This is a genomic window from Streptomyces sp. NBC_00310, from assembly GCF_036208085.1.
Classification (GTDB): Bacteria; Actinomycetota; Actinomycetes; order Streptomycetales; family Streptomycetaceae; genus Streptomyces.
In genome coordinates, this window is record NZ_CP130714.1 from 873453 (window position 1) to 896959 (window position 23507).

Genomic DNA, 23507 nt, shown 5'->3' on the forward strand with positions numbered 1-23507 from the left:
GTGAAGTGGGGATGGTCGCCGCAGGGCAGTACCAGTCCTCGTGGACAGGGCATCAGTGCTAGTCGAGGTTACGTGGCTGGTTCTTGGGATTAGCCAGGCGAAGTCTCTCGTTGATCTTCTCGTTTTCTCTGAGAGCCTTCATGAGTTCAGTCAATGCCTCGCCGTCGAGAAGCAATGGATTCACCTCAAGCGTCTTGACGATGTTCGCGGCTTGCCGAGGTGTAAGCTCGTCAACTGCGTGTTTCAGCTCCACGAAACCATCATCATCATCATCATCTTCAACATGGGCATTAGATAGTATTCTTAGCTGCTCCTCGCTGAATGCCCTAGCCGCTAGGGCCAACAGAAAGCGCGCTCGCGCTTCCGCGCTGCTCATGGTGACTCTATTCTCATCGAGCGCGACAACCAATTCTTGCGGGGAGTCTACGGCGGTAGCCTCAATTACGGTCGGCGCTTCGGCAGTGGCGGGTCGACTGTCGGTCTCGCGAGTTGCAGCAGGCCTGTTCCGTCGAGGCATCTTGTTCCATCGAGACTTTATTGCCGGAAGCACCTGATCGTCCAACCACCTCTTAACGCGCGGCGTAGCCGCAATGGCAACATCGACGATAATGTGAGCAAGAAGATCATAGATCTCCTCACGGATCGCCTCAGTGAACTCGTCGCGCTCCTTCGTTCGCGAAGTCGACCTGTATTCGCTGCCTGTTAGTGAACCTGCTTCAATGCCGCCGCCCGGAATGAAGTCGCTGTGACCTGCTAGGCGCCCTTGACTGTCGTAGAGGTTGCGATGGGGTCCGCCTTTCTTTGATTTCCCAGGAGTCAGGTTCTCGGGGTATTCAAGGAAACCTGGAATTCTAACCATGCGTGGCGTTTCATTCTTTTCGGGTTCACGCTCTGATCGATCCGTCATTCCCTTTCATTCCTCTCTTGCGGTTTCTTGGTGTGAGTCGCGGCGCGTGCGGCGAGGTATTCGGCCCAGTCGCGTCGGGCGTAGGCGACCCAGCGGAGTGCGGTGTGCCGGTGCATGCCGGTCACGTCGGCGAGGATCGGGCTGGGGAGGTCAGCTGCGAGGGCGGCCAGTGCCGCGTTGCGCGCGGTGCGAACCGGGATGCCGTGCCGGTTGAGTTTCTGGGTCATGCCGTGTGTGGAGATCGGCTTTCCGGGGACCATGCCCGGGAATAGCCATTGTGGGCCGGGGTGTACTCGCGAGAGCTGGGGTCGCAGCAGCGGTTGTTCGGCGAGGTGCCGCAGGAGTTCGGCGAGTCGTGGGGGCAGCAGGACGGGGTGTCGGCCCAGGACCAGGTGGGCGTGCTTTTCGCCGAACTTGAGGTGCTCGGGTGTCAGATGGCAGAGGCGTTCGGTGGACGGGCCGAACAGCAGGGTGATCGCGCCGGCGGCGCGGACGTCCGTAGGCAGGGCATCGTCGGTCAGGCAGCGCTGAAGGAGTGGCCATCGGTCGTCCTCGTCGAGCAGGTTCTGGGGCTCCTGGCTCGGGATGGAGGGGATGGTCAGCTCGCGGGTGAGCCGACGGCTCGTGGTCCATTTCAGGAAGTGTCGGATCAGGTAGCGGCGTTGGCTGGTGGCTCCGGTGATCCAGTCGTCGATGTGCTCCTGGGCGAGGTCGCCGAGGGCCAAGCCTCGTTGGTCCATCCAGGCCAGGAAGTCCAGGGCGACGCTGACACGGCGCCGCAGGTCGCGGTCGGCGGAGGCGGGATGGTGCCGGATGGCGGCCCGTTGGCGTGCTCGCCGAAGCAGGAACCAGTGCAGGAACGGACGGGCAAGCTTGGCGTGCGCGCCCGGCTTGTCCGCGAGCTCGTGCTCCAGCCAGCCGGGGATGCGTTCGAGGTCCTCATGACGCTCGTCCAACACGCCGGTGTGTACCAGGAGTTGCCGGATGTAGCGCTGGTTCCGGCTGGGCGGGAGCTCGTCCAGCAGCTCGTGGCTCAGGGCCTGGCCTTCGGCCGCGAGCTGGGCGAGGAGCCTGGTGTTCGGGCTCTCCTTGATCCACTGGATGGCGGGGAACGGTGAGGGGAGGGACGCCAGCGCGGCCGCGAGCGGTTCCAGTTGCGGAACGACAGTGCCGTCCGGCCCGGCCAGCAGGGCGCTGACCCGCTCGGCGAGTACGCAGTGAGCGCATCGGCCGCGGCTGTGGGGGTTGCCGGCCCGGCCGCACTGTGTGCAGGTGTAGTCGGCGGCAAAGCCGACGCAGGGTCCGCAGAGGCCGGCGCCGTCGTCGTCCCGCGCGATCAGTGGCTGGACCGTGCCGCAGCGGGGACACTCGGCTGGGGATCGGAGCACGGCGGTGTAGCAGACTTGGCAGACGGGCCCGATTGGCCATCGGGTGTTGACCGGCTTGGTCTGGCCGCAGCGGGCGCACGGCTCGCCGGTGCGGTGACGCTGGTAGCAGGTGGCGCAGATCGGCTGGCCTCGCTCGTCGTGGCTGACGCAGGGGCGGACCCGGTTGCAGAGCGAGCAGATCACCTCGGGGCCCTGGTAGCAGCCGTCGCAGAGGTCTGGCTGTCCGTCGCGCGCGTTGCGGGCGATGCGCTTGAGCTGTCCGCATCGACCGCAGAGCCGTCGTGGTCGGCGGTGGCGGTTGTAGCAGAGATGGCAGAGTGCGCCGTCGGCGTCAACGAGGGCAGCGGCTGCGGACTTTCCGCAGCTGACGCAGGTATGTACCGGGCGTTTCCAGCACTTCATGCACAGCCCTCGGCCGTCGTCGCGTCGTACCACCGGGTGTCGGAGCTGGCCGCAGTCGGCGCACTCCTCGAACGTGGCGGGGTCCGCGCGGTAGCAGCGGTGGCAGATTGGGCCCTCTGGGCGCCGGGCAGTGACGCGCTGGCCTTCGCGGTGGCAGCGTGCGCAGGTTTCGCGCTTGCGGCTTCGTGCGTCGCATGAACCGCAGAGCCGGCCTTCGGGACGGAGTTGCCGCAGGTCAGAACGGATCTTTCCGCAGCGTGCGCATCCGGGGCGAACGACTGGATGTCCGGCTTCGTGCAGCACCTCGGCCAGCCGCAGCAGAACCGGTGGGCACAGAGAGCTGCCCGAGGTCAGGGCGTCGGGGTGCGTGGCCATGTGCTCGGCCAGCTCCTCCAGGAACCGGGCGGCTCCGCGGACAGGGATCGGCACCGCCGTCTCCAGCACCGCGTTCGCGTCGGCGGTGCTGAGGGTCGGCAAAGCCTTGGTGACCTGGCCAACGGCAGCGTTCGTGGCGGCTTCCATCCGCGCCGCCTGCGCGGCAAGTCGGGCGACGATCGACGGGGCGGTCGGCGAGGGCGCGGTCACAGACCCTCCGGTCGCCGGATCGAGGTCCGGCGCACGGCCGGGAGCGGGCTGGGCGTCTCGCCGCCGGCGGTCTTGCGTACCTCTTCGTTGACGACCTGGACCTCGATGAGGTCATTGGGCTGGCAGTCGAGGATGTCGCACAGAGCCGCGAGAGTGTCCATCGACATCCGCTGTGGCGGTTGCGTGACCAGGCGGAAGACCTGCTCGCGCGAGAGCGTGACGCCCCGCTCGGCCAGCAATGGCACCAGGTCGGTGGTCTGGAACATCTCCCGGTCGGCCATGAGCTTGCGCAGGTTCCAGCGGTAGCCCATCTTCTTGATCACTTCGGGTCCTCCCAGATGCCCGGGTAACGCTGGCCCAACTTCTTGTGCACCAGCCGGTTGCGGTACTCGTCCGAGACGCCGGTATAGAGGACTGTCGTGCTGGCATAGCCGTGACCGGCCTGGTCCTGGATGAACCGCTCCGGGTAATCAAATTCGGTCAAATGTGTGATATAGGAATGTCTCAGGCAGTGCAATTCGAGTTCTTCGGGCAGGCCGGCGGCCTGCTTGGCGGCTTCGAAGGCTTCGTTTGCCGACCGGCGCGACAGGCGCCCGGAGCGTTCGGTGACCCAGATCGCGGGGTGCTTGCCCACGCCGAAGCGGGGTCGGACCTCGGTCAAGTAGTGGTCGAGGTCCTCGACGATCCAGTCCATCTCGGGAACGGTGAAGATGGTGCGGCGCTTGGGCGGGCTTCCCTTGGAGGACTTGCCCCAGCGTACGAACACCGCCCCGTGGCGCTTGTACTGCGGGGCCTTCGGATTGCGCCTCAGGTCGGCGATGTCCAGGCCGACGTTCTCCCGGCGCCGCATGCCATAGGCGTAGTAGGTCTTGAGCAGGGCGGAGTCGCGCATCGCGGTCAACGCACCCTTACGGCCGCGCTTCCGGATCTCCTCGACCCGCCCGTCGGCGGCGTCGAACAGATCCTGGATCTCGTCATAGGTCAGCGGTCGGCGGCCCGGGTCACCCTCGTACTCGCTGACATGGGTGACGGTGTTCCACTCATGCAGAATCTGGACCGGCACCTCACCGAAGCGTTCCTGACAGACGGACATCCAGCCATAGCGCGGATCGGTGATGAACTCGCAGAACAGCCGCAGGTGGTTCTGGTAATTGCGACCGCTCGACACTGTGAACGTCGGCGTCTTCGTGCGCAGGTGGTCGATGAACGCCTCGAACTCCGCCGGCTGCCACTGCCACGGGTACTGGTTGGAGAACTCGGCGAACCGGCGGACGAGCGACAACCGCGGCTTGATGGTCCCCTCCCACTGCAGGAAGCGGGCCCGCTGCTGCTTGGTCCACCCCTCCAGCATGGCCTCGAACACGGCAGGCGCGGGGTCCATGTAGGAGATCCCGTCCACGAGCGTCAGGTGTGCCGCACCCGCCAAATCGGCCGCTTTCGCCACTCCAGCCTCCGTTGCGTTAGACGCATCATTGTTGGGATGGCACCGGTGAAGCGCAAGCGTCGCTGGTAGATCGCCTGCACCGTGCGAGAGGATGGTGGAACCGAGGCCCATCACCTGGCGTTTCGCGCTTACTTGAACCCTGCGGAGTGCTGCATCAGATGCAACTCCGCCCCGTTCTCGCCCGGGCGCATCCCGGTGAGGTAGGCGATGACGATGAAGCACGCGGTGACGAGCAGCCGGATCAGTCCTGGGGTCTCGGCGAAGTCGAGGGCCTCGCGCCAGGGGCGTCCGGCGATGCGGCCGGTGATGGGGGTCGGTAGCGGGCAGGGGCCGGGTCGCTCCGCGGCGGCGGGCACCAGGCCGTGGCGCTCGACGTACAGGGCGACCTGGTGGCGTGAGGCGCCGGTGAGGCCGCCGACGTAGTAGCGGGCGAAGCCGTATCCGTCGTGGCCCTTGAGCCGCACGGCGGGCAGTGGCGCCCGCGCAGCGACCAGCGGATCCAGGTACGCATCCAGGGCGGCCTGACCGGCCGGGGTGCTGGGGATCGTACGGCCCACCTCTGCCAGCCGCCGGGTCTCGGCGAAGCCGGCGAGGATGTCGTTGGCGAGGTCGTCGACCATGCGCAGGGCCCAAACCAGAAGCGGCCCCATGGTCTCTTCGGCGATCGGCTCGCTGGCGTTCTCCCCACCGCCGGCGGAGGAGTCGGCCGGCAGGTAGTCGTCGGCGCCGAGTTTGTCCCACGGCGGCCGGGCGATGCCGACGGGGCGGGCGGAGAGCTGGTCGAACGCCCACAGACGGGTGAGGGCGCCGAGGATCTCCAGCACGCGCTTCCGGCTGGAGCCGGCGGCGAGCAGGTGCTGGTCGTAGGTGTCCCACACGGCGGTGGTGCACTGGGCGAGCGAGGTTAGCCCGCGCTCCTCGAGCCAGGCTGCCAGGTACATCCACTGCCGTACCGCCTCGGTCAGGTCACTCAGGCTGACGCGGGCCCGCAGCCGGGTGGCGCGCTCGGCCAGGAAGGTGGGCCGCAACTCGCCGTTGATCATGGTCCAGGCGGCGAGCCGGAGTTCGTCCCGGAAGGCCGCGGGGCATTTACGCCAGCGGATGCTGGCCTTGTTGCTGCTGGGGTTCTCCGTGAGCGCCGCCAGCGGCCAGGTCCATTCCGCGTAGCGGCCATTGATGTGCGCGTGCATGGGCAGGACGCGGTGCGGCAGCACGACAGGCGTGTCCGGTGTGGGCATCGGCAGGATGTAGGGATCGTGGTGGGCTGCGGTGGTCACGCGTCGAGCACTCCGGTCAGCAGGCAGTCGATGAGATCACGGTCGGCGTCGATGACGCGGGCCAGGGCTTGCGCCCAGACCGGCTCGCCGAGGCGGCGCTTGAGGTCCTCAAGCCGGGCGTGGGCCTCGCCCCAGTCGGCCTCCCACACCGTCGGTGGCTGGGCCGAGCGCAGGTGGTTCAGCGCCTGGTGCAGGTGGGCCAGGCGCGCATGGTGGCCGGGGTGGATGCGGGCGTTGGTGCAGCCCAGGCAGAGCAGGAACGAGGCACGACAGCCCTCGCCGGGCCCGGTGAAGGGACTGTGCTCGTAGTCGTGGCAATCCGCCGTCGCGGTCTCCCGGTCGTCGGGGTCCGGGTCGGCGCGGAGTTCGGCGATCAGGACCGCCTGGCGAGCGCGCGCGGCGGCGTCCTCGGCGCCGGCCGCGATGATGTCCGCGGCCTCCTGCTGCACCCGTTGGTCGACCAGCACGTAGGCACGGTCGTGGGTGGCCTGGCTGTTCTGCCCCGGCTCACGCCTGACCAGGGCATTGACCGTTCGCCGGCCGCGGCGGAAGGGCGAACCGGCCAGTCCTTCGGCCCGGGCCCAGGCGCGGCCAGCGCTATCGATCACGCCGAATCGGAAGAATCCGACCGGCGGGTGGTGATCGGAGGTGGTAATGGCGTGACCGCCCTGCGCCCAGCGCCACACGATCAGCAGGTCGGTGCCGGGCGCGAGGTCCTCGACGACGGCACGCGCGAAGCGGGTGGCCTGCAGGGCTTCGGTGATCAGTCTGCCTGGGGAGCCGGCCCCGTGGTCGGTGACGTTGCGGGTTTCGAAGTAGCGTGCGCCGCCGCGCCGGTACTTGACCACCGGGATGCGGTAGGTCGGGTGCTCGTCCTCACCCTGGTCGGGGCTGGCCTTGGGGGCCTTGGCCTGGTGGATCACGGACAGGTTCCAGCCGAACTCGGCCATCAGGAGCACTCCCAGGGCGGCGGCTTCCAGCCGGGACAGGAACAGCCGCTGCCACGTCGCGGCCGGGCTGGTGTTGCCCAGGATGCGATGGAACCGCCAGATCACGTTCCGTGCCCCCTGCGCACTGACCCGGCGCGGGATGTCGCCGGTGCGGGCCAGGGAATCCAGTGCCTCGCCGAGGATGAAGTCGTGGCTGCCCGGTGCGAAGGCGCCCGCCCGCCACCGCTCCAGGTGCGTCGAGTTGTCGTTGATACGCAGCAACGCGGCGCGGAAGGTACGCCTCGCCGCCCGCTTGATGCGGTCGAACTCGTCCTCGCTGTAAGACTGCGTTGTGCTCTTCGGCTGTTGGGTGCGCACGGCAAGCTCGTCCGCCACCGGTCCGCTCGCCAGCCGGGCGTCTTGGCGCAGCAGGCTGCCAACCCGGGTTATGGCGTTGTAGCCGCCGGCCGTGCCCGCCTGGCTCAGCCGCCACTGCTTGACCTGCACCACGGTCAGCTCGTCCACGTCCTTCGGCGGCCGCTCGAGTCCGGACAAGAACGCGGTGAACTTCTCCAGCAGCTGGAACATCAGTCTCGACGAGCGGTGGCTGCCCCACCGGTTGGGGTGACACCGCGCGGCGAACAGCACGGCGAGGGAGCGCTGCATCGGTTCGGCGACCGGCAGTGCCGCGAAGTCGTACGCCCGCACCCGGCCGTGGCGGTCGACGTGCTGGACGATAAGCCCGCCCGGATCCAGGGGGTCGGGGCGTGAGTGATCGCCTGGGGGCAGGGAGGCCCGGCGTCCGCGTCGGCTCACGCCACATCCCCGAAGGGGGCGAGATGGTCATCGAGGTCCTGGATACCCTCCGACTCCCGGGCGACGCGCGCGAAGACCTCATCCAGCTCCGGCATCGGCGCCTGGGCCGGATCGTCGTCGGCAGTGGCCAGCATTGCCCGCAGCTGCAGGTCGGCCACCGGGGCGAGGTAAATGTCGACGGTGGTCTGCCGGGAGGCATGCCCCAGCAGGTTCTGCACCATGAACCACGGATCCCCGTACAGCAGACGGAAGTCCCGCCGCTCGGCCGGACTCAGCCCGAACCGCTGGTCCATCAGGTAGTTCAGCACCACGAGCATGTACAGGGCAAACGAGTGTCGTGCCGAGTGCGGCGTCGCGTACGGGGCGAAGACCTGGTGCGGATCCATCCCGAGGTGCTTCGGCGGCGTCAGCACCTTCGCGCACCGCTCGTTCGCCGTACGGAAGACTCCGTCCCAGGAGTGCGGCCGAAACGGCATGCCCTGCTCGTTCAGCCACAGCCACAACGGCTCTGGACCATGCAGCCCTTCGGTGAACAGCAGCATCCGTTCCCGCACAGAGAGCAGATTCAACTCCCGCTCCCCGGCAACGCCATGCTGATCGCGCCACCGCACCTTCGGCTTCAGCCCGCGTGTCACCTCGGTGACCAGCCGCAGCTGAGCAAGCCGCTCGTACCGGCCGGCCTGCTGGGCCTTGCGGACCACCCACGCCCGCGAGGAATCGACGTACGCCTCGACGTCGCCGAGCGCATCGGCGGCCACATAGAACGTCCGCGGCCGCTTCGACCGGGTCACCGCCGCGGCCACCTTCCCCCGGTAGTAGCGGCCCCCGCCGATCCGCCGCACCGGCAGCTCGAACGTCAGCAGTGACCCGCCCTCTCCCCGCCGCAGCCCGGACGACGTCAGCAGCCGCACGAAGGCCACATTGCGGTCCTCCAGCCGTCCCGCCCAGCCCGGCTGCGGCATGCCGCCGCGCGTGTGGCCGCGCAGGCCGACATCGATCCACCTCCGCCATGTTCGCGGCGTCAGCCAGTGCACGTTGCTTGGCCGCACGTCCTTCGGTGCCGCCTCCTGTACCGAGATCACCTCGCCGTTGCGCCCCACGATCTGCCGCACGGCCAGGGGACTACGCACCAGGTGGTGCTCACGGATGGCCCATAGGAACAGGCTGGCGAACGCGGCCAGTTCACGTCCCCACTTCGACCCGCCGACCCGGCTCGGATTGCCTTCCGCCCTCCGCCGCCAGTGCTCGTAGTCCTCCAGATCCCGCGGCGTCGCCTCCAACCAGCCCCGCCCGCGCTTCCACAAGAACGTCAGCAGTAGAGCGATGTCCGTGGCGTAGTTGCGGCGAGTCTCCTCCTCGTAGCGGCGGAACGTGCCGGACTGGCCGTACAGGCTCAGGAGGGGGTCTACCCGGTGATCTGGCGACAGGAAGATGGGGTCGCCGGCCATCACGCCTACTGCGTCCTCGCGAGATGGCAGGTTGTCCCATCCCTCGACGACACTGCCCCGAACTCCGCCCCGTACCGCGTCCGGCGGTACCCAGAACACACGCCAACTCACCGCGAGCGCACCCCTCTTGATCGGCTTCAACACGCCAATTCAATAGGGAACTGCGCGACACCGGACTCGCCCTCGGTCTGCCGCCCCAGGTCGTCGGCGACATCGCTAAATCGTTCCCGCATATCCGGGCCCGGGACATCCGCGGTGCGCTGGCCGAGCTGCCGGAGGTGCGGCAACTCGCTGCTCAGGCAAGGAAGTTCGGGCCGCTGTGGGAGCTCGCCGAGGGCCTGGACGCTTTGCCGCGCGGATACGCCATGCACCCGTGCGGGGTGATCATCTCGAACGCGGCACTGCTGGACCGGCTTCCGGTGCAGCCGACCCCGGCCGGCTATCCGATGGTGCAGGCCGACAAGGAGGACGTCGAAGACCTCGGGCTGCTCAAGCTCGACGTGCTGGGCGTTCGGATGCAGTCCGCGATGGCGCACGCGGTCGCCGAGATCCGCCGCACCACCGGCCGCGCGATCGATCTCGACAACCCCGACCACGTCGACCTCAACGATCAGCGGGCCTTCGAGATGATCCGGGCCTCGGACACCGTCGGTCTCTTCCAGCTCGAAAGTCCTGGCCAGCAGGATCTGGTGGGCCGTCTGCAGCCCCGGCACATGCGGGACGTCATCGCCGACATCAGCCTCTTCCGGCCCGGCCCCGTGGCCGGGGGCATGCCCGCTCTCTTCATCGCGGCCCGGCACGGCGCCACCCCGACCTACCCGCACCCGGACCTGGAGCCGGTGTTGTCCGATACGTACGGCGTGGTCATCTGGCATGAGCAGATCATCGCGATCCTCACGACGATGACCGGCTGCGACCGCGCTGCCGGCGACGTCGCCCGCCGCGCCCTGGCCGACCCCGAACGGCTGCCGAAGGTCGAGATGTGGTTCCGCCGTACGGCGGGCGAGCGCGGCTACGCCACGGCGGTGCTGGACGAGGTGTGGGAGATCATCGCCTCCTTCGGCGCGTACGGCTTCTGCCGCGCGCACGCGGTGGCCTTCGCCGTCCCCGCCCTGCAGTCCGCGTATCTGAAGGCGCACTTCCCGGCGTATCTGTATGCGGGGCTGCTGGAGCATGATCCGGGGATGTGGCCGCGCCGGGTCATCGTCGCCGACGCCCGCCGCCACAACGTTCTCGTACTGCCTGTCGACGTCAACCACTCCCGCGGCCACCACAGCGTGGAGCAGACCGAACAGGGCTGGGGCGTGCGCCTGGCGCTCACCACGGTCAAGGGCATCAGCGAAGCGGAGACCACCCGCCTCGTCAGCGGGCAGCCCTACACCGGGCTGCAGGACCTGTGGCTGCGCGCCCGCCCGTCGCTGCCTCTCGCGCAGCGCCTGATCCGTATCGGCGCCCTCGACGCCCTCTCCCCCGGCCTGACCCGGCGCGATCTGCTGCTGCAGGCCACCGAACTGCACCGTCAGTCCCGCAACCGCACCGCCACCGACGGACAGCTCCCCCTCGGCGGGGAGCTGGTGACCGCCGAGCCGAGCGGGCTGCCGGACATGACCAGCCGCGACAAGCTCGGCGCCGAGCTCGACACCCTCTCCATCGACGTCAGCCAGCACCTGATGGAGCACCACCACAGGCTGCTGCGCGAGCTCGGCGCGACCGATGCCGCCCACCTCCGCTCGTTGGCCCCCGGGCAGAAGGTCCTCGTCGCCGGCGTCCGGGCCTCCACCCAGACCCCGCCGATCCCGTCCGGCAAGCGGGTCATCTTCTGCACGCTGGAGGACGGCTCGGGCCTGGTCGACATCGCCTTCTTCGAGGACTCCCACGAGGCCTGCGCGCACACCGTGTTCCACTCCGGGCTGCTCCTGGTGCGCGGCGCCGTGACTGCCCGCGGCCCGCGCCGCACCATCGTCGGAGAGATGGCCTGGGACCTCGACGAGGTCGCGGCCGCCCGCCGCGACCACGGCCCGCAAGCCGCCCTCGACCTCCTCGGCCGCACCAGCCCGGCACCCACCCCGCCCCAGTCAGCCGCACCGCAGCGCACCCTCGCCGACGGCACCGCCGGGGCACGCCTCCACCCCTACGCCGACCTCCAGCCCGCCGGCACCCGCTCGGCGGACCTGCGACGGCTCGGCCACCGAAGCCAGGGAAGCGCAGGGTGAGCACCATGAGCGGCCGCACGATCCTCCACCTCCGCTTCGACCTCCCGCCCGACCACGATGCCGAGCTCCCCGAGAGGTTGCGCCGCCTGCTGGAGACCATCACGCCCCGCCTGGAGATGACCGGCCCGGACACGGCTGTCCTCGATCTCACCGGCGCGCTCCCCTACTGGAAACGCGACGCGCGCGGGCTGACCGCAGTGGTCCAGCTCCGCGCGCTCGCCCACTTCGGCCTGCACACTTCGGCGGGGGTGGCCCCCAACCGGATGCTCGCCGCTATGGCCTGCGCGCTTACTCCGCCCGGCCAGCGCACCGTCATCGACGACTCCCCCGCATCGATCACGGCGTTCCTGCGGCCCCGGCCGGTCCGGGAGCTGCCCGGCATCGGCGCGAAGGCGGCCGCCACCCTCGCCGAGTACGGGCTGCAAACCGTCGGCGACGTCGCCGACGTCCCCCAGATCACCCTGCAACGCCTCCTCGGCGCCCGGGCCGGCCGCGCCCTCCACGAACATGCCCTCGGCCGGGACACCACGATCGTCGACCCCACCCCCACACCGGCGAGCATCGCGGCCGAGCACCGCTTCGACCGCGACGAACTCGACCCCGCCCAACACCGCCGAGCCCTGCTCACCCTCGCCGACGAACTCGGCACCCGCCTCCGCGACTCCGGCCAAATCGCCACCGGCCTGACCTGCACCGTCCGCTACGCCGACCACAGTTCCACCCGACGCAGCCGCACCCTGCCCGAAGCCACCCAGCACACCGTGCTCCTGGCCCGCACGGCGTATGCGCTGTACGAGTCCCTGGGGCTTCAGCGCGCCCGGGTCCGCGGCATCGCCCTGCGCGCAGACGCCCTCCGACCCGACGACCGGGCCACCCGGCAGCTCACCCTCGACGAAGGCGACGACAAACCGCTGGCGATCGAAGCCGTCGCCGACCGCGCCCGGGCCCGATACGGGCACAACGTGCTCTACCCCGCCGCCCTCGCGACCAACGCTGCGCCTCTTGCGGTCCGCAGGGCGAAACGTTCTGGCAGGCCACCCCCGCCGTGACGGCGTCCTCGCCGATCCATCCGGCGGCGCCGTGAGACGAACTAGGTCGGGTGAATCCTGCGCTTGCGGAGAACCCCGCTGTGCACCGACACGTACTGACAGACATGGACCCGATCAGAGAAACGCACCTGTCCGAACCCGGCCTGCTCGTCATCGACGTGGCGGGCAAAGACGACGACACCGTGCTCGCATTCCAGAACGAGATCGCCCGGACATGGGCCTCGACCGTCGACCGCACCACCCGAGACGCAGGCCAGCCCGGCGTGCGGCTGCGCATGTACGTCGATATGCGGCAGGACCTGACGCAGCCCTCTCCGCCCGATCGCTCCCTGGGCGTCGGCACCCCATGAGGCCCGGTCCGGATATCAGCCGACTGCCTCTTCGGCCAGGGTCGTCTCCGGCCGTACGACTTTCATGATCAGGTCGCGCACGGGCGGCGGCAGTACCCCCGGCATCTCCAGGACCGGCCACTGACAGCCAGGCACCAGCCCGTCGAGCACTGCGACCATCTGGAGCTGAAACAGCAACGACCGCGACCACGCCGACCAGTGGCGGAGTATCGGATGCACAAGCGTGCGAGGCCGTGGGAGGAATCCCGGCCGAGACTCAGAGCGGCTACTTGGCGCGCTTGCCGGGAAGGGGGTGGTGGTCGCCGAGAGAGCCCTTCTGGCAGGCGAGATCGCGACGTCTTTCGGTGCTAGCCCAGACGAGGCGGCTGCTGCCCGCTCGGGGCTCGTTCGGGCATCCATTCCGGACGGGGGGCGGAAACGGTCGCTGGTCGACCCGTGATCCACCACTCCCGCGGGTTGACTGCAACGCGTCCCGCGGCGCTCACGCCGCCGCAGACGAAGAGCCCGCCCCAAGCCGGCATCGGGGGCATGATGGGACATAGACGCAGGGGGCTACGCGCAAAGAAGATCGTTATGAAATACAGGACCGCCAGCATCGACGCTGCAGTAGTCGTTCTCCTCGCCGGTGGTGCCGCAGCCTGCGGAGACGGTGACGATAAGTCGTCCCCGACGTCGACCCTGACCGGGAGGGAAGGGGTGTCACCCCCGCCGTCACCGCAGACGCCCACCACCTACACCCCGCCCAGGCTGGCAGTGGGGCAGACCCTCCGCATCTCCACCAGCCCCGCCGAGATGGCCAATCCGGTGCCCGGCGGCATCGCGGACGTCACCCTGGTGGATCTGGACGTGACCAAGAGCCTGAGCACCGAGTTCTACGGCGTGATCAAGGCAGACCCGGGCGAGCAGATCGTGGTTTGGACGATGAAGGTCAAAAACACCGGCCCGGACCAGTTCGACCTCTACCCACTGACGGACGCGAAGCGCTGGACCAGCAGCGGCCAGGTGACGCAGCCCCAGGATGTCTCCGTCGACGAGTCGTTCATCAACCAGCCCGAACCCCGCCCCGGCGAGACGGTCACCGGCCGTGACGCGGCAAGTGTTCCCGACCAGGATGGGACGCTGGAGTTCGCTGACCGCCTGGGCGTTCCCATGTTCGAGATCGCCGTCACCAGGTAACGAGTCACGACGGCCGGGCACGAATGGAGCTGTGAGCCATGCTGGCAGCCCTAGTAGAACTGATCATCAACGCGTGGGATGCCTGGCACAACAACCGGCGCCGCCGCTCCTGAAGCACGAACGCTCCCGTACCCGAGAAGGTGCGGGGCGCTTCGCCGGGGAGTCGCTGGACAGACCCGCGACTGCCCGGCGCCAGAAAACGGAACCGACGTCCATGACCCCGCTCTCACGCCATCCGGTGTCCAATGAAGACGGGGGCGGAAACGGTCGTCTTCGCCCCCGGTAGTCGATCCAATCCGCCGAATCGCCCAAACGGGTAAAAACTCGCCCTAGAGCGGGCTGCGATCCATTGGAATCCGTTCCGTACTTGCGCCCCCCTTTTCGCCCCCCTGGGGTGGTGAACGGAAGCCTCGCCGCCCCGGCGCGGCCGAACAGAGGGAGCCCCTGTGAGCACACCCGAGCACGAGCGGTGGACGGCCCTGACCGTGCGGCGCCCCGACGACGTCCGCACCGAGGCCGGCGGGGCCGTCCCGCTGCCGTGGCAGATGGAGAAGCTCACCGAGTACAACGACCGGCTGAGCAACCGTCGGCTCCCCGCCGACTTCCCGTACGACATCGAGCGGGGCGACGCCGACGACTCGCTCGCGGCTCTCGCTCTGGGCACGTCCATCCGCCGGGATATCGAGCGCGAGCACGCCAGCCTGGTATGCGAGGCCATCGAGCTGGGGGCCACCTGGGACCAGGTCGCCGCCGCCCTGGACATCTCCGCCGACGAGGCCCGCTACCTGCTGCGCGAATGGGCTGACGGCCAGCGCAGGATGCGGCTCAGGTGCGCGTTCATGGCCGCAGTCCCCGCTGGGAGGGGCCGCTCGCCCTGCTGGTCCGAGTGGTCCTGCCGGGCGAGCGCTGAGGCCGGCGTTCAGCGGGTTGCCGTCTCCCCCACCTGTGGGTGAACTGTCTCAGGAGGCGCAGGTTCAGGGCTGGTGGCAGTGTGGCCGGGGTCGTTCGTTGGGGGGTCGTGAGCTTCTGAGCGGGCGGGCAGGGCGCTGGGCACGTGTGGCCTCGCGGCCGCCGCAGTGAGCAGGGCGCTGATCCTGTCGGCGAAGTCGGGGCCCGGCACCGGCAGGTCCATCTCGGGTTCGCGGAGATATCCGATGGCGACTGCGGTGGGCACGTAGGCCATGAGTTCGGTGACGGCTGCCGGGCGGGGCCGGACGGTGTACTTCGCGAGGTGGCGCAGGATCCTGAGGATCGTCGTGGTGGATGAGCTGTTGATCAGGTGCTCCGCTGGGTGCCAGGCGTGGGAGGGTCCGCGATCTGTGCCCGGGCCGTGGTCGTGGACGAGCCGGTCGGGCGGTGGCTGCACGCTATCGGTCTGGCGGTGCCACCAGGCGGCGGTGTCGTCCTCTCCCAGGGCGAGGTGGTGGAGGTAGAGGCAGTATGCGGCGGCGGCCTGCCCGGCGCCGGCGGCGTACTGCCACCAAAAGCGTGCTCCGTCGTCGGTGTCGGTCAGCTGCAGGACGCAGGCGAGAACCAGCGCGCTGCGGGGTTCGGGGACCTGGCCGGTAACGAACTTGCTGACGACCGTAGCGGGCGTGTGGGTGACGACGGTCTCGCATAGGGACCGCAGGTCCTCGGCGGCGACCGCCGAGCTCTGCTTCGAAGGCGGCGGAGCACCAACGAGCCGGGGGGGCGGGGTGGTTGACGCGGCTGTGGACGGGACGACGTCGCGGGGCACGGTGCGTTCACGCACCAGCAGGGCCCGGGACAGGATGTCGTCGATGCGGGTCATGTGGTCTTCCCTTCTGTCTCGGGCAGCGGGCAGATGGCGCTCTCCAGGAAGTGGACGGCGTGGCGCTCGTCGGACCGCACGGTGGCCAGCGGGATGCCGAGAAGGGCGGAGGCGTCCTCGCAGGTGATCCCGCACAGACGGCGCAGCACCATGACGTCGAGCTGTTGGTCGGGCAGCCGGCTCATCGCCTTGAACAGCTGCAGCGTCTCTGCCATCTGGTCCAGGCGTTCGGCGTCGGTGGTCAGGGACTGCAGGGCGACGGTGTCGAACGCCGCTCTGCCGAGTTCGGGCCGGCCGTCCAGGTGCGGGGTGCGGGACATGACGGTTGCCCGTAGGACGTTCCAGGCGAACCGTCGGGTGTCCGGGCTGGCGAGGGCGTCGTTCCAGCACAGCCAGAGGATGTCGAAGGTGTCGGACACCGCGGTCTCGCAGTGGTCGGCGTCGAGGAGAAAGACCTGGGCGTAGCGGAAGTAGTCGTCCTCCACGAGCTCGTGGAACGCACGGTGGTCCAGTGGAGGGGCCGCGTGCGTGGTGGTGGTCAGGGTGAACTTCTCACTGGAGCGTTCCACCCACTCCCGGCTCTTGTGGGCCTCGAAGGCCGCCTGCCTCCACAGCCGGTACAGAGGCGAGTAGGGGATTTTCATCTCGATGGACAGGCTGAAGATGATCTCCCATCGTGGGTACAGGCCCGTTCCGCGAAGGAGTTCGGAGATTTTCGACTTGGCGATACGGACCCGGCCGCTGAGTTCGCTCAGCGTCAGTCCGCTCTTGAGGTAGTTCTCCCGCACCGGTTCCAGCCAGGCGCGGTGGGCGCTGCCCACGCTGTCCGCGATAGGGCCCAGTTTCCGGCCGGGCCGGGCGTGTGCCGGCCTGTTGCGCCGGATCGGTGGTTCATAGGGGGTGGTCATGGCGCGCTGTCCTCCTCCTTGTCGGGGACTGCCGCCACGCGGTGCCCCGAGGCCGGCGCGGTCCGCGCTCGTACGGCGCGGACGACCTGCTGCACGGTCAGGGCCAGAACCGGGGCGGTGGTGATGATCGCGGCCTCCTGGCCCATCACCGCCATCACCGCGCCCCAGGCGAACACCGTCACCGTCACAACCGCGGTCACTATGGGCTTGCGTTCCATCCAGACTCCCTCGATGCCGGCCATGCTCAAGCGGCCCATCCGGAGGCCGCAGGGGAAGCCCTGGGCAGCGGTGCCGAAGCCGCCGTCCCGGGGAGCAACCAGCATGGTGGGAGGGGGCGTTGCTACGCCAAGTGATCAGAGATTCACGGAACAATGCCTGTCACGGAACAACATCCGGGCGAGCACCGATGACCGGTGCTGCACAAGAAAGGCACCGCACAGCGCGTTCAGGGTGGAAGTTCCCGGTTCTCCTTGCATTCCCGCCGCGCACCCACGTCAATGGAAGGCAAGGCACCTTCGGTGTCGGCCTTCCCATCCGGAAGGGCTCGCCTCTCATGCCGAGAACCACCGGGGAGCGAGCACCCCGCTCTCGCCTGGCCGCTGTTGGAGGCCAGGCGAGAGCGGCCAGTCCAGCCCAGCCGGACACCCCGACGGTAGTCCAGGCCACCGACACCAAACGCGGGGTTCACACCGGCTCCACTTCTGGTGCTCCCTGCGCCGTCCGACGCGCCCCGGGGAATCTTGTGGTCACCAGCGACGTTGCTCTTCCCCGGCGCCCGCCAGGCTGTCCAGGCACAGCGGGCGGCGGCTATGGCCTCCCGACGATCACGATTTCAATCGAGGTCTCGGTCCACGGGGTCCGGGCGAGATCCTCGGCGAACCTCAGCTCCGCGGTGGACGGCTGCCACCGCCTGCTCGCGTGGTCCTGCTCCAGGGCCTCGACGTCGCGGGTAAGGACCGCGTCCACGCCAGATCGGCCGGCCCCACGGCGGAGGTGACACGGGCGGGTCGACCGACGCGGCAGGGTGCGCACAGGCCTGACCGGCCGGCACGGGCCGGACACTGGGTGGAGGACGACGGCTGCTTCGGCTGACGGCCGAGGCCACACGGATGACAGGAGGGCGTAAGGACGGCCAAGCGGCGGCTTCGGCTGGGTGACGTCACACGGTGCTCAGCGGCAGGCCCGTGGCGAAGGTGCGGCTGTCGGTCTCTCACTCCACGGCCTTGCCCGGTGGCCCGCGTCGAGGCTGGGGGCTCCGGCCGAAGGCGGGTCCGATGTCCGAGCCCGCTGATAACGTGCCGCGTCCGGTCGAAAGATCATGAGAGGACGGCTGCCGTGCGGGAAGTGACGTGTCATGAGGTCGACGGAGACCATATGGCCCAGGCGCTCGACGACATCGACGGGCGGACCCACGGCCGGTGGCTCTGGATGCGCTACGGCGACGGCTCCCTGAAGGAGATGCGGGAGATGCGTGATGAGCTCCTCGACCACGTCGCCGCACGCACCCTGGAGGATCGAGGTCTGGATGAGGAGTCGCTTACGGCACTGCGGACCGCAGCTGAGTGCTCCCTGGGGGTCCTGAGCGTCGGCTGTCACCCCAACGGCGACCAAGAGATCCTCTTCCCGCTCATCGGCCAACGGCTCAGCAGCGAGGACATCGAGTTTCGCTACATCGTCAAAGAGGCCCCCACGGCCGCAACATGGATCGACACCTTTGAGATGTGCGTGGTGAGCGGCCTGGTGTGGGAGTGGCAGCGGGTGATCGGTCTGATGCTGCGGGGCGACTTCGCGCCCACGATCCGCGAGGGGGTTCCGTACTCGGACCTGGAGTCGGTGTCGGATCCGGCCGATGTCGCGGCAATGGACGCGCTGTGCGGCTATCTGACGGAGACGGACGGGCATTTGCCGCGCGACTGGCCCACCGTGCCCCTGCGTAAGCCGGATGCCGGCGAGCGCGCCGAGGCTGCCCGCCACCTGGACGCAGTCGGCACCCTGACACCGGACCAGCGCCTTCTTCGCGTACTCCTCGACGACGACCAGCATGCCTTCGAGCAGGCGCTCGTGGCCCGGCTCATCGAATACCGGGAGAGCATGGGAGCCGACCCTGCCCCCCGCACTCTGCTGCCGCTGGGCGTGCTGGCGCTGGCCGCTCTCGCCGTCCAGGTCCACGGGTGGGAGCTGAGGGTCCGCTCCGGCTATCTGCCCCACTCCCTGCTCCGCTCCACCGACGCGCTGCGCCAAGCAGCCGACTCCAACAGCAACGACCTCGGTCTTTGGACCGCCAGGTAGCAGTCAGACGCCGCTTCAGAGCATGCGCAGGACGCCGACGACCTTCCCCAGGATCTGCGCCTGGTCACCGCGGATGGGCTCGTAGGACGGGTTGCGAGGCATGAGCCACACCTGCCCGTCTTTCCGTCGCAGCACCTTGACGGTGGCCTCGTCTTCCAGAAGCGCGGCGACGTTCTACGGGGTTCCTACAGGTGTGGTGTGGCGTGGTGCGAGTGTTCCTCGTTGGTGCTTGGACGCTCGTACTCGCGGGGTGTGGCTCTGTGGCGGGTTGTTGCATGATCCGTCAGAGCACCGGAGTTGCACATGCGGGCATTCCCCGTGGTCCTGCCCTCGGGCACGCGGTACTGGACCGTCCTTGATGACGACTTCCGAGTCGTCCCCGTCGCCGACAGCTGGGGTCGATACCAGCGCTTCGGCCGCAGCCGAGCCGAACTCACGACCAAGACGAACGCAGGCGGCGCGGCGCTCTACCTCCGGTGGTGCGGCGCAACCGGCCGCGACTGGAGGAAAGCCGCTCGCGACCTCGGCTTGTTCATCGTCTGGCTGAAGCACACTCCCTCCCGAGCGGATGACGACGGTCCTGTCGTTGTCCGGTCCGGTCCGGGCGGCACGCCGGTTCGGCGCGAGCGCCGGATCAACGTCGTGCTCTCGGCAACCCGCGGGTTCCTCTCGTACGCGGTCTCGATCGCCGAGGCGCCGCGGTCTGTGCTCGGTCAGCTCTACGAACTGGGCGACACCCGAGACCTGCCCGCAGAGGCGCAGGGCGAGGACTCCGGGCTGTTTTACCGGCTCCGGGCCCGCCACCGACTTCAGGAGCCAGAGACCGAGGTCGACCGGGCTTCCGACGAGGAGATCGTCGCAATGTTCATGGAGTGCCGCTGCGCCCGCGACCGACTCGTCGTGCTGCTGCTGGGGCGGGTGGGGCTGCGGCGTGGGCAGGCAGCGGGCATCCATCGGTCCGACTGCCACCTGCTGGCGGACTCGCGTGCGCTCGGCTGCGACTACAAAGGGCCCCACATCCACGTGCGGCGCCGGGACAACGCCAATGGCGCCTGGTCCAAGTCCCGGGAGTCCTGGATTCAGCCCGTGGACTTCCTTGTCGTGCAGGCCTACGACCAGTACGTCGATGAGCGGTTCACCCTTCTCGGCGCCGGCGGCAGCGACTTTCTGCTGGTGAACCTCTTTCGCGGAGTGCTCGGGGCGCCGATGACGCCGGAGGCGATCTACGAGCTGTTCGAGCGACTGACGCGGCGGGCGAAGCTGTCCAGGAAAGTGGGTCCGCACATGGCCCGTCGCGCGTTCGGCAGCAATGTGTCAGACGCCGGCGGCGAACTCGACGAGGTCCAAGCCCTGTTGGGGCAGAAGCACCCCGAGTCGGCCCGCCCCTATGTGATCCCAGATCAAGCCCGGCTGCGGGAGGCGGTGGAGCGTGTTCCGTCTCCTCGGGAGCTGTACGGGCGAGGTGAGCGCTGATGTCGGCGATCCCCCTGCCGGTGCAGCAGCCGGCGGCCGCCGCGAGGACCCAGGAACTGATCGAGGCCCTGGACTCCGAGTTCCTCGAACTCATCTCCTGGGACTGGGAGTTGCGAATTCTCCACTATCCGCTGGACAACCCGGTGATCGGGATGCCGGAGTGCCAGGTGAGGGGGTGCGACAAGGGATACGAGAGCAGGGCCCGTTGTGCTCCGGCTGTCGCATTCGCTGGAACAAGTCGGGCCTGAGCATCGAGGACTTCCTCAGCAGCCAGGAGCGGTACAACGTCGTCCACGTCCGCCAGGAGCTGTGCCAACTTCCGGGTTGCAAGCGGCCGTGGCGGAGCCCGACCGCAGCTCTGTGCCAGAACCATCACTACCAGCGGAAACATCGGCTGAAGATCTCTCTGGAGGAGTTCCTCGTCCACCCCGTCCCGCAGCCGCTTCCGAGTCATGGAGCATGCGGAGTGGCGGCCTGCCTCCGTCAGCGGGTCACCCCGAGTACGCCGTACTGCGACGCGCACCGGCAAAAGCTCAGCGCGGCGAAGTTCTCGGGCACCTTCGACGGCGACGAGGAGCTGTGGCGGCTGACGACTCCGCCGATCCACATGGGCCGCGAGGTCAGCATGCGGGGCCTTCCGCGGCGGTTGATCGCCGAGCTTCTGTACTGCGTGCAGCAGCGCACCGCGAACGGCGTGCGGACGGTCGGGCACTGCCTGCGGGCGATCTGCGACCGACTCCGTCTCTTGCGGTGCGAGACCCTCGACGACCTCGAAGATCCGGAGACGTCGGGGCTGAAGGGCCACAGCGTCTCGCTGGTCACGACCATGCGCAGGAGCCTCCACCGGCTCGGCACAACCCCGGAGGAGGAGTCGCGCCGCGATGTGTGGGACCCCGCGATCTTCGGGTTCGGCGGCACAGCCGACTTCACGGAGATCCGCCAGGACACGCTGCGCGAAGCCACGAGGCTATGGGCCGCCGATGATCTGCCGCGGCGCCGCGGGAAAGGCGGCGGTCGCACGCTGCATCGGCAGATCGACGCGATGGTGGAGCTCTCGAAGAGCCTGCGCCTCCAGCGCGAGGACGGCGGGCGGATCGTCGCGCTGCTCGACCGGCGCGACATCGTGGCGTTCTGCAACCGGCTCGCCTTCAAGACAGAGAACGGGCAGCTGAGCGCACACCAGCGCCTCTACATGGCGCGGACCGTACGCAAGATCCTTAACCGGTGGCGCACCCTCGGTCTCACGGGCAAGGGCGAGATCCTCGAAGGTCTGCGGGCCGACTTCGTCATGGGGCCCGAGGACATGCCCGATGATCCGGAGGACACAGAGGCCGGCAAGGACCTGCCTGACGAGGTGATGCAGCAGCTCTGCGACAACCTGAACCTCCTGGAGGAGATGAGCGGCACCGAAGTACGGGTCTGCACGGAACTGCTGATCGACACGGGCCGTCGGCCCGACGAAGTCTGCCGTCTCCCCTTGGACTGCCTTGAGCGAGATCCGGACGGCAGCCCCGTGCTCCTCTACGACAACCACAAGGCCTTCCGGCTGGGCAGAAGGTTCCCGATCGCCAAAGTGACCGCGTCGGTGATCACCGCTCAACAGGAACGCGTACGTGAGCGCTTCCCCGACACGCCGTCATCCGAGCTGAAGCTGCTGCCCTCTCCGGTCGCCAACCCGTGGGGGACCAAGCCGATCTCCGGCATCTGGGAGCAGCACCGGAACTGGGTCCGCGCCCTGCCCGAATTCCTCGTGCCCCTCGAAGTGGAGGTGGATGGCGAACTCGTCACGAAGCTCCTGCCGTTCGACAGGAAGAAGATCTTCCCGTACGCGTACCGGCACAGCTTCGCCCAGCGGCACGCCGACGCGGGAGTCAAGCCGGAGGTCCTCAAGGACCTCATGGATCATCGACAGCTGCAGACCAGCCAGGCGTACTACCGCATCGGCCAGGACAGGCGGCGTGAGGCCATCGACCGGGTCGCGGTCATGCAGTTCGACCGGCACGGCAACCGGGTGTGGCGCCAGGTTCAGGGGCTCTTGGACTCCGAGCACGTACGGCGTGAGATCGGCGAGGTCGCCACGGCGTACGGCATGTGCAGGGAACCCACGAACGTGGCAGCCGGCGGGCACAGCTGCCCGCTGCGCTTCCGCTGCCTGGGCTGTGAACACTTCCACACCGACGTCTCCTACCTGCCGGACCTGGAGGCGTACCACGCAGACCTCCTGCGAAGCCGAGAGAAGCTGATGTCCGCCTTCGAAGCGGACGACTGGGCCCGCGCCGAGGCCATGCCGTCCCAGGAGGAGATCCGCCGGGTCCGCCGACTGATCAACCGCGTCAAGGCGGACCTGGACGATCTCACCGAGGAGGAGCAGGCACAGATCCAGCAGGCGGTCGCGGTCATCCGCCGCGGGCGCAGCGTGATGCTGGGGATGCCTCGAATCGGCCAGCCCTTGCCCGACGTCCGGCCGAGGAGGACCGCATGAGCTCCATGATGAGCGTCGGCCGCAAGGCAGATGGCGACCGGCGCCGCCAGCGGGTCGTGAAGGCCATCAACGCCGCGGCGCAAAAGGGGAGCCGCATCACGGTCTCGGGCATCGCCCGTCAGGCCGGGGTGGACCGGACCTTCCTGTACCGGCACCGGGATCTGCTCGCCCTGGTGCACGCTGCCGAGCTCGAGCCCGCGGAGCGGGACCCCGCATCAGGTGCCTCCGCGGTGAGTAGGGCCTCGCTCCAGGCCGACCTCGCGAACGCCCAGGCCCGCACCGTCCGCCTGTCCGCACGAATTCAGCAGCTGGAGAAGCGCTTGTCCCAGGAGCTGGGCGAGCAAGCCTGGCGCGAGTCGGGCCTTGGCGCTCCCACCGACATCGAGGAGCTTCAGCGAACGATCACGAGACTCGAGCAGCGCAACGTCGAGGTGGCCGAGGCACTGGAAGAGAGCCAGGCCGATCTGGCGGCGGCCAGGGAAGCCAACCGTGAGCTGACCCGGACCTTCAACCAGCGTGGAGACCGGAAACGGGACGAACCCGCCCGCAGTAACGCTGGATGAGGCCCCGGGACGGGCC

The 23507-nt window shown here is 68.7% G+C and carries 21 protein-coding genes and 2 pseudogenes; 10 read left to right on the forward strand and 13 right to left on the reverse strand.

The features are described 5' to 3' along the window. Positions 1 to 58: 58 nt before the first annotated feature. The 7 genes from OG202_RS03755 to OG202_RS03785 all read right to left on the reverse strand — a co-directional run bounded on the left by OG202_RS03755 (position 59) and on the right by OG202_RS03785 (position 9196). Entirely contained in the window at positions 59 to 907 is an 849-nt protein-coding gene (locus OG202_RS03755) for a hypothetical protein (protein WP_327730805.1), read from the reverse strand. Next, positions 904 to 3282: an XRE family transcriptional regulator gene (locus OG202_RS03760; protein WP_327730804.1), complete on the reverse strand. Its 2379-nt coding sequence runs from the start codon at positions 3280 to 3282 to the stop codon at positions 904 to 906. Before OG202_RS03760 ends, OG202_RS03755 begins: the two co-directional genes overlap by 4 nt. Beyond that, a complete protein-coding gene (locus OG202_RS03765; protein ID WP_327730803.1) occupies positions 3279 to 3605 on the reverse strand; it encodes a helix-turn-helix domain-containing protein in 327 nt (108 codons plus the stop codon). Before OG202_RS03765 ends, OG202_RS03760 begins: the two co-directional genes overlap by 4 nt. Next, entirely contained in the window at positions 3602 to 4726 is a 1125-nt protein-coding gene (locus tag OG202_RS03770; protein WP_328222283.1) for a tyrosine-type recombinase/integrase, read from the reverse strand. Before OG202_RS03770 ends, OG202_RS03765 begins: the two co-directional genes overlap by 4 nt. Positions 4727 to 4854: 128 nt before the next feature. Further along, positions 4855 to 6003, reverse strand: coding sequence for a hypothetical protein (locus OG202_RS03775; protein WP_327731356.1), 1149 nt, complete (start codon positions 6001 to 6003; stop codon positions 4855 to 4857). After that, positions 6000 to 7748: a hypothetical protein gene (locus OG202_RS03780; protein WP_327731355.1), complete on the reverse strand. Its 1749-nt coding sequence runs from the start codon at positions 7746 to 7748 to the stop codon at positions 6000 to 6002. The genes OG202_RS03775 and OG202_RS03780 overlap by 4 nt, the downstream gene beginning before the upstream one ends. Continuing rightward, on the reverse strand, positions 7745 to 9196 hold the full coding sequence (locus OG202_RS03785; protein ID WP_327732358.1) for a site-specific integrase: 1452 nt from the start codon (positions 9194 to 9196) through the stop codon (positions 7745 to 7747). Before OG202_RS03785 ends, OG202_RS03780 begins: the two co-directional genes overlap by 4 nt. Positions 9197 to 9354: 158 nt before the next feature. Between OG202_RS03785 and OG202_RS03790 the strand changes: the two are divergent. From OG202_RS03790 to OG202_RS03800, 3 genes and pseudogenes are all read left to right on the forward strand, one after another. Beyond that, positions 9355 to 11409 (forward strand): annotated as a pseudogene (locus OG202_RS03790) (helix-hairpin-helix domain-containing protein); the annotation flags it as partial. A gap of 5 nt (positions 11410 to 11414) precedes the next feature. After that, entirely contained in the window at positions 11415 to 12458 is a 1044-nt protein-coding gene (locus tag OG202_RS03795) for a DNA polymerase Y family protein (protein WP_327731354.1), read from the forward strand. A gap of 104 nt (positions 12459 to 12562) precedes the next feature. After that, the gene (locus OG202_RS03800; protein ID WP_327731353.1) at positions 12563 to 12808 is read left to right on the forward strand and encodes a DUF6207 family protein; all 246 of its coding nucleotides are present in this window, start codon (positions 12563 to 12565) and stop codon (positions 12806 to 12808) included. A 15-nt stretch (positions 12809 to 12823) separates the two neighbouring features. Here OG202_RS03800 and OG202_RS03805 read toward each other — a convergent pair whose 3' ends face one another. Beyond that, positions 12824 to 12967: a hypothetical protein gene (locus OG202_RS03805; protein WP_327731352.1), complete on the reverse strand. Its 144-nt coding sequence runs from the start codon at positions 12965 to 12967 to the stop codon at positions 12824 to 12826. A gap of 537 nt (positions 12968 to 13504) precedes the next feature. Here OG202_RS03805 and OG202_RS03810 point away from each other — a divergent pair. Together OG202_RS03810 and OG202_RS03815 are read left to right on the forward strand one after the other, a co-directional pair. Next, positions 13505 to 13984 (forward strand): hypothetical protein, encoded by a 480-nt coding sequence (locus tag OG202_RS03810; protein ID WP_327731351.1) that lies wholly within the window; start codon positions 13505 to 13507, stop codon positions 13982 to 13984. 446 nt (positions 13985 to 14430) lie between these two features. Next, positions 14431 to 14937, forward strand: coding sequence for a hypothetical protein (locus OG202_RS03815; protein WP_327731350.1), 507 nt, complete (start codon positions 14431 to 14433; stop codon positions 14935 to 14937). On the opposite strand, the gene OG202_RS03820 is transcribed toward OG202_RS03815, so the two are convergent. The 4 genes from OG202_RS03820 to OG202_RS03835 form a co-directional block, all read right to left on the reverse strand. Then, positions 14904 to 15776: a hypothetical protein gene (locus OG202_RS03820; protein ID WP_327731349.1), complete on the reverse strand. Its 873-nt coding sequence runs from the start codon at positions 15774 to 15776 to the stop codon at positions 14904 to 14906. The two genes, OG202_RS03815 and OG202_RS03820, sit on opposite strands and share 34 nt — an antisense overlap. Continuing rightward, positions 15773 to 16684: an RNA polymerase sigma factor gene (locus tag OG202_RS03825; RefSeq protein WP_327731348.1), complete on the reverse strand. Its 912-nt coding sequence runs from the start codon at positions 16682 to 16684 to the stop codon at positions 15773 to 15775. The genes OG202_RS03820 and OG202_RS03825 overlap by 4 nt, the downstream gene beginning before the upstream one ends. Then, positions 16681 to 17007, reverse strand: coding sequence for a hypothetical protein (locus OG202_RS03830; RefSeq protein ID WP_327731347.1), 327 nt, complete (start codon positions 17005 to 17007; stop codon positions 16681 to 16683). Before OG202_RS03830 ends, OG202_RS03825 begins: the two co-directional genes overlap by 4 nt. Positions 17008 to 17491: 484 nt before the next feature. After that, a complete protein-coding gene (locus tag OG202_RS03835; RefSeq protein WP_327731346.1) occupies positions 17492 to 17650 on the reverse strand; it encodes a hypothetical protein in 159 nt (52 codons plus the stop codon). Between the two features lie 369 nt (positions 17651 to 18019). Here OG202_RS03835 and OG202_RS03840 point away from each other — a divergent pair, with 369 nt between their 5' ends. Then, entirely contained in the window at positions 18020 to 18973 is a 954-nt protein-coding gene (locus OG202_RS03840; protein ID WP_443052204.1) for an immunity 49 family protein, read from the forward strand. 15 nt (positions 18974 to 18988) lie between these two features. Here the strand turns inward: OG202_RS03840 and OG202_RS03845 are convergent. Continuing rightward, positions 18989 to 19144 (reverse strand): annotated as a pseudogene (locus OG202_RS03845) (LexA family protein); the annotation flags it as partial. A gap of 132 nt (positions 19145 to 19276) precedes the next feature. On the opposite strand from OG202_RS03845, the gene OG202_RS03850 reads away from it, so the two are divergent. The 4 genes from OG202_RS03850 (at position 19277) to OG202_RS03865 (ending at position 23491) form a co-directional block, all read left to right on the forward strand. Further along, positions 19277 to 20446, forward strand: coding sequence for a tyrosine-type recombinase/integrase (locus OG202_RS03850; protein ID WP_328222284.1), 1170 nt, complete (start codon positions 19277 to 19279; stop codon positions 20444 to 20446). Continuing rightward, entirely contained in the window at positions 20446 to 20694 is a 249-nt protein-coding gene (locus OG202_RS03855; RefSeq protein WP_327731343.1) for a hypothetical protein, read from the forward strand. Before OG202_RS03850 ends, OG202_RS03855 begins: the two co-directional genes overlap by 1 nt. A gap of 218 nt (positions 20695 to 20912) precedes the next feature. Continuing rightward, positions 20913 to 22928: a hypothetical protein gene (locus OG202_RS03860; RefSeq protein ID WP_327731342.1), complete on the forward strand. Its 2016-nt coding sequence runs from the start codon at positions 20913 to 20915 to the stop codon at positions 22926 to 22928. Then, positions 22925 to 23491 (forward strand): DUF6262 family protein, encoded by a 567-nt coding sequence (locus OG202_RS03865; RefSeq protein ID WP_327731341.1) that lies wholly within the window; start codon positions 22925 to 22927, stop codon positions 23489 to 23491. Before OG202_RS03860 ends, OG202_RS03865 begins: the two co-directional genes overlap by 4 nt. Positions 23492 to 23507: the final 16 nt, after the last annotated feature.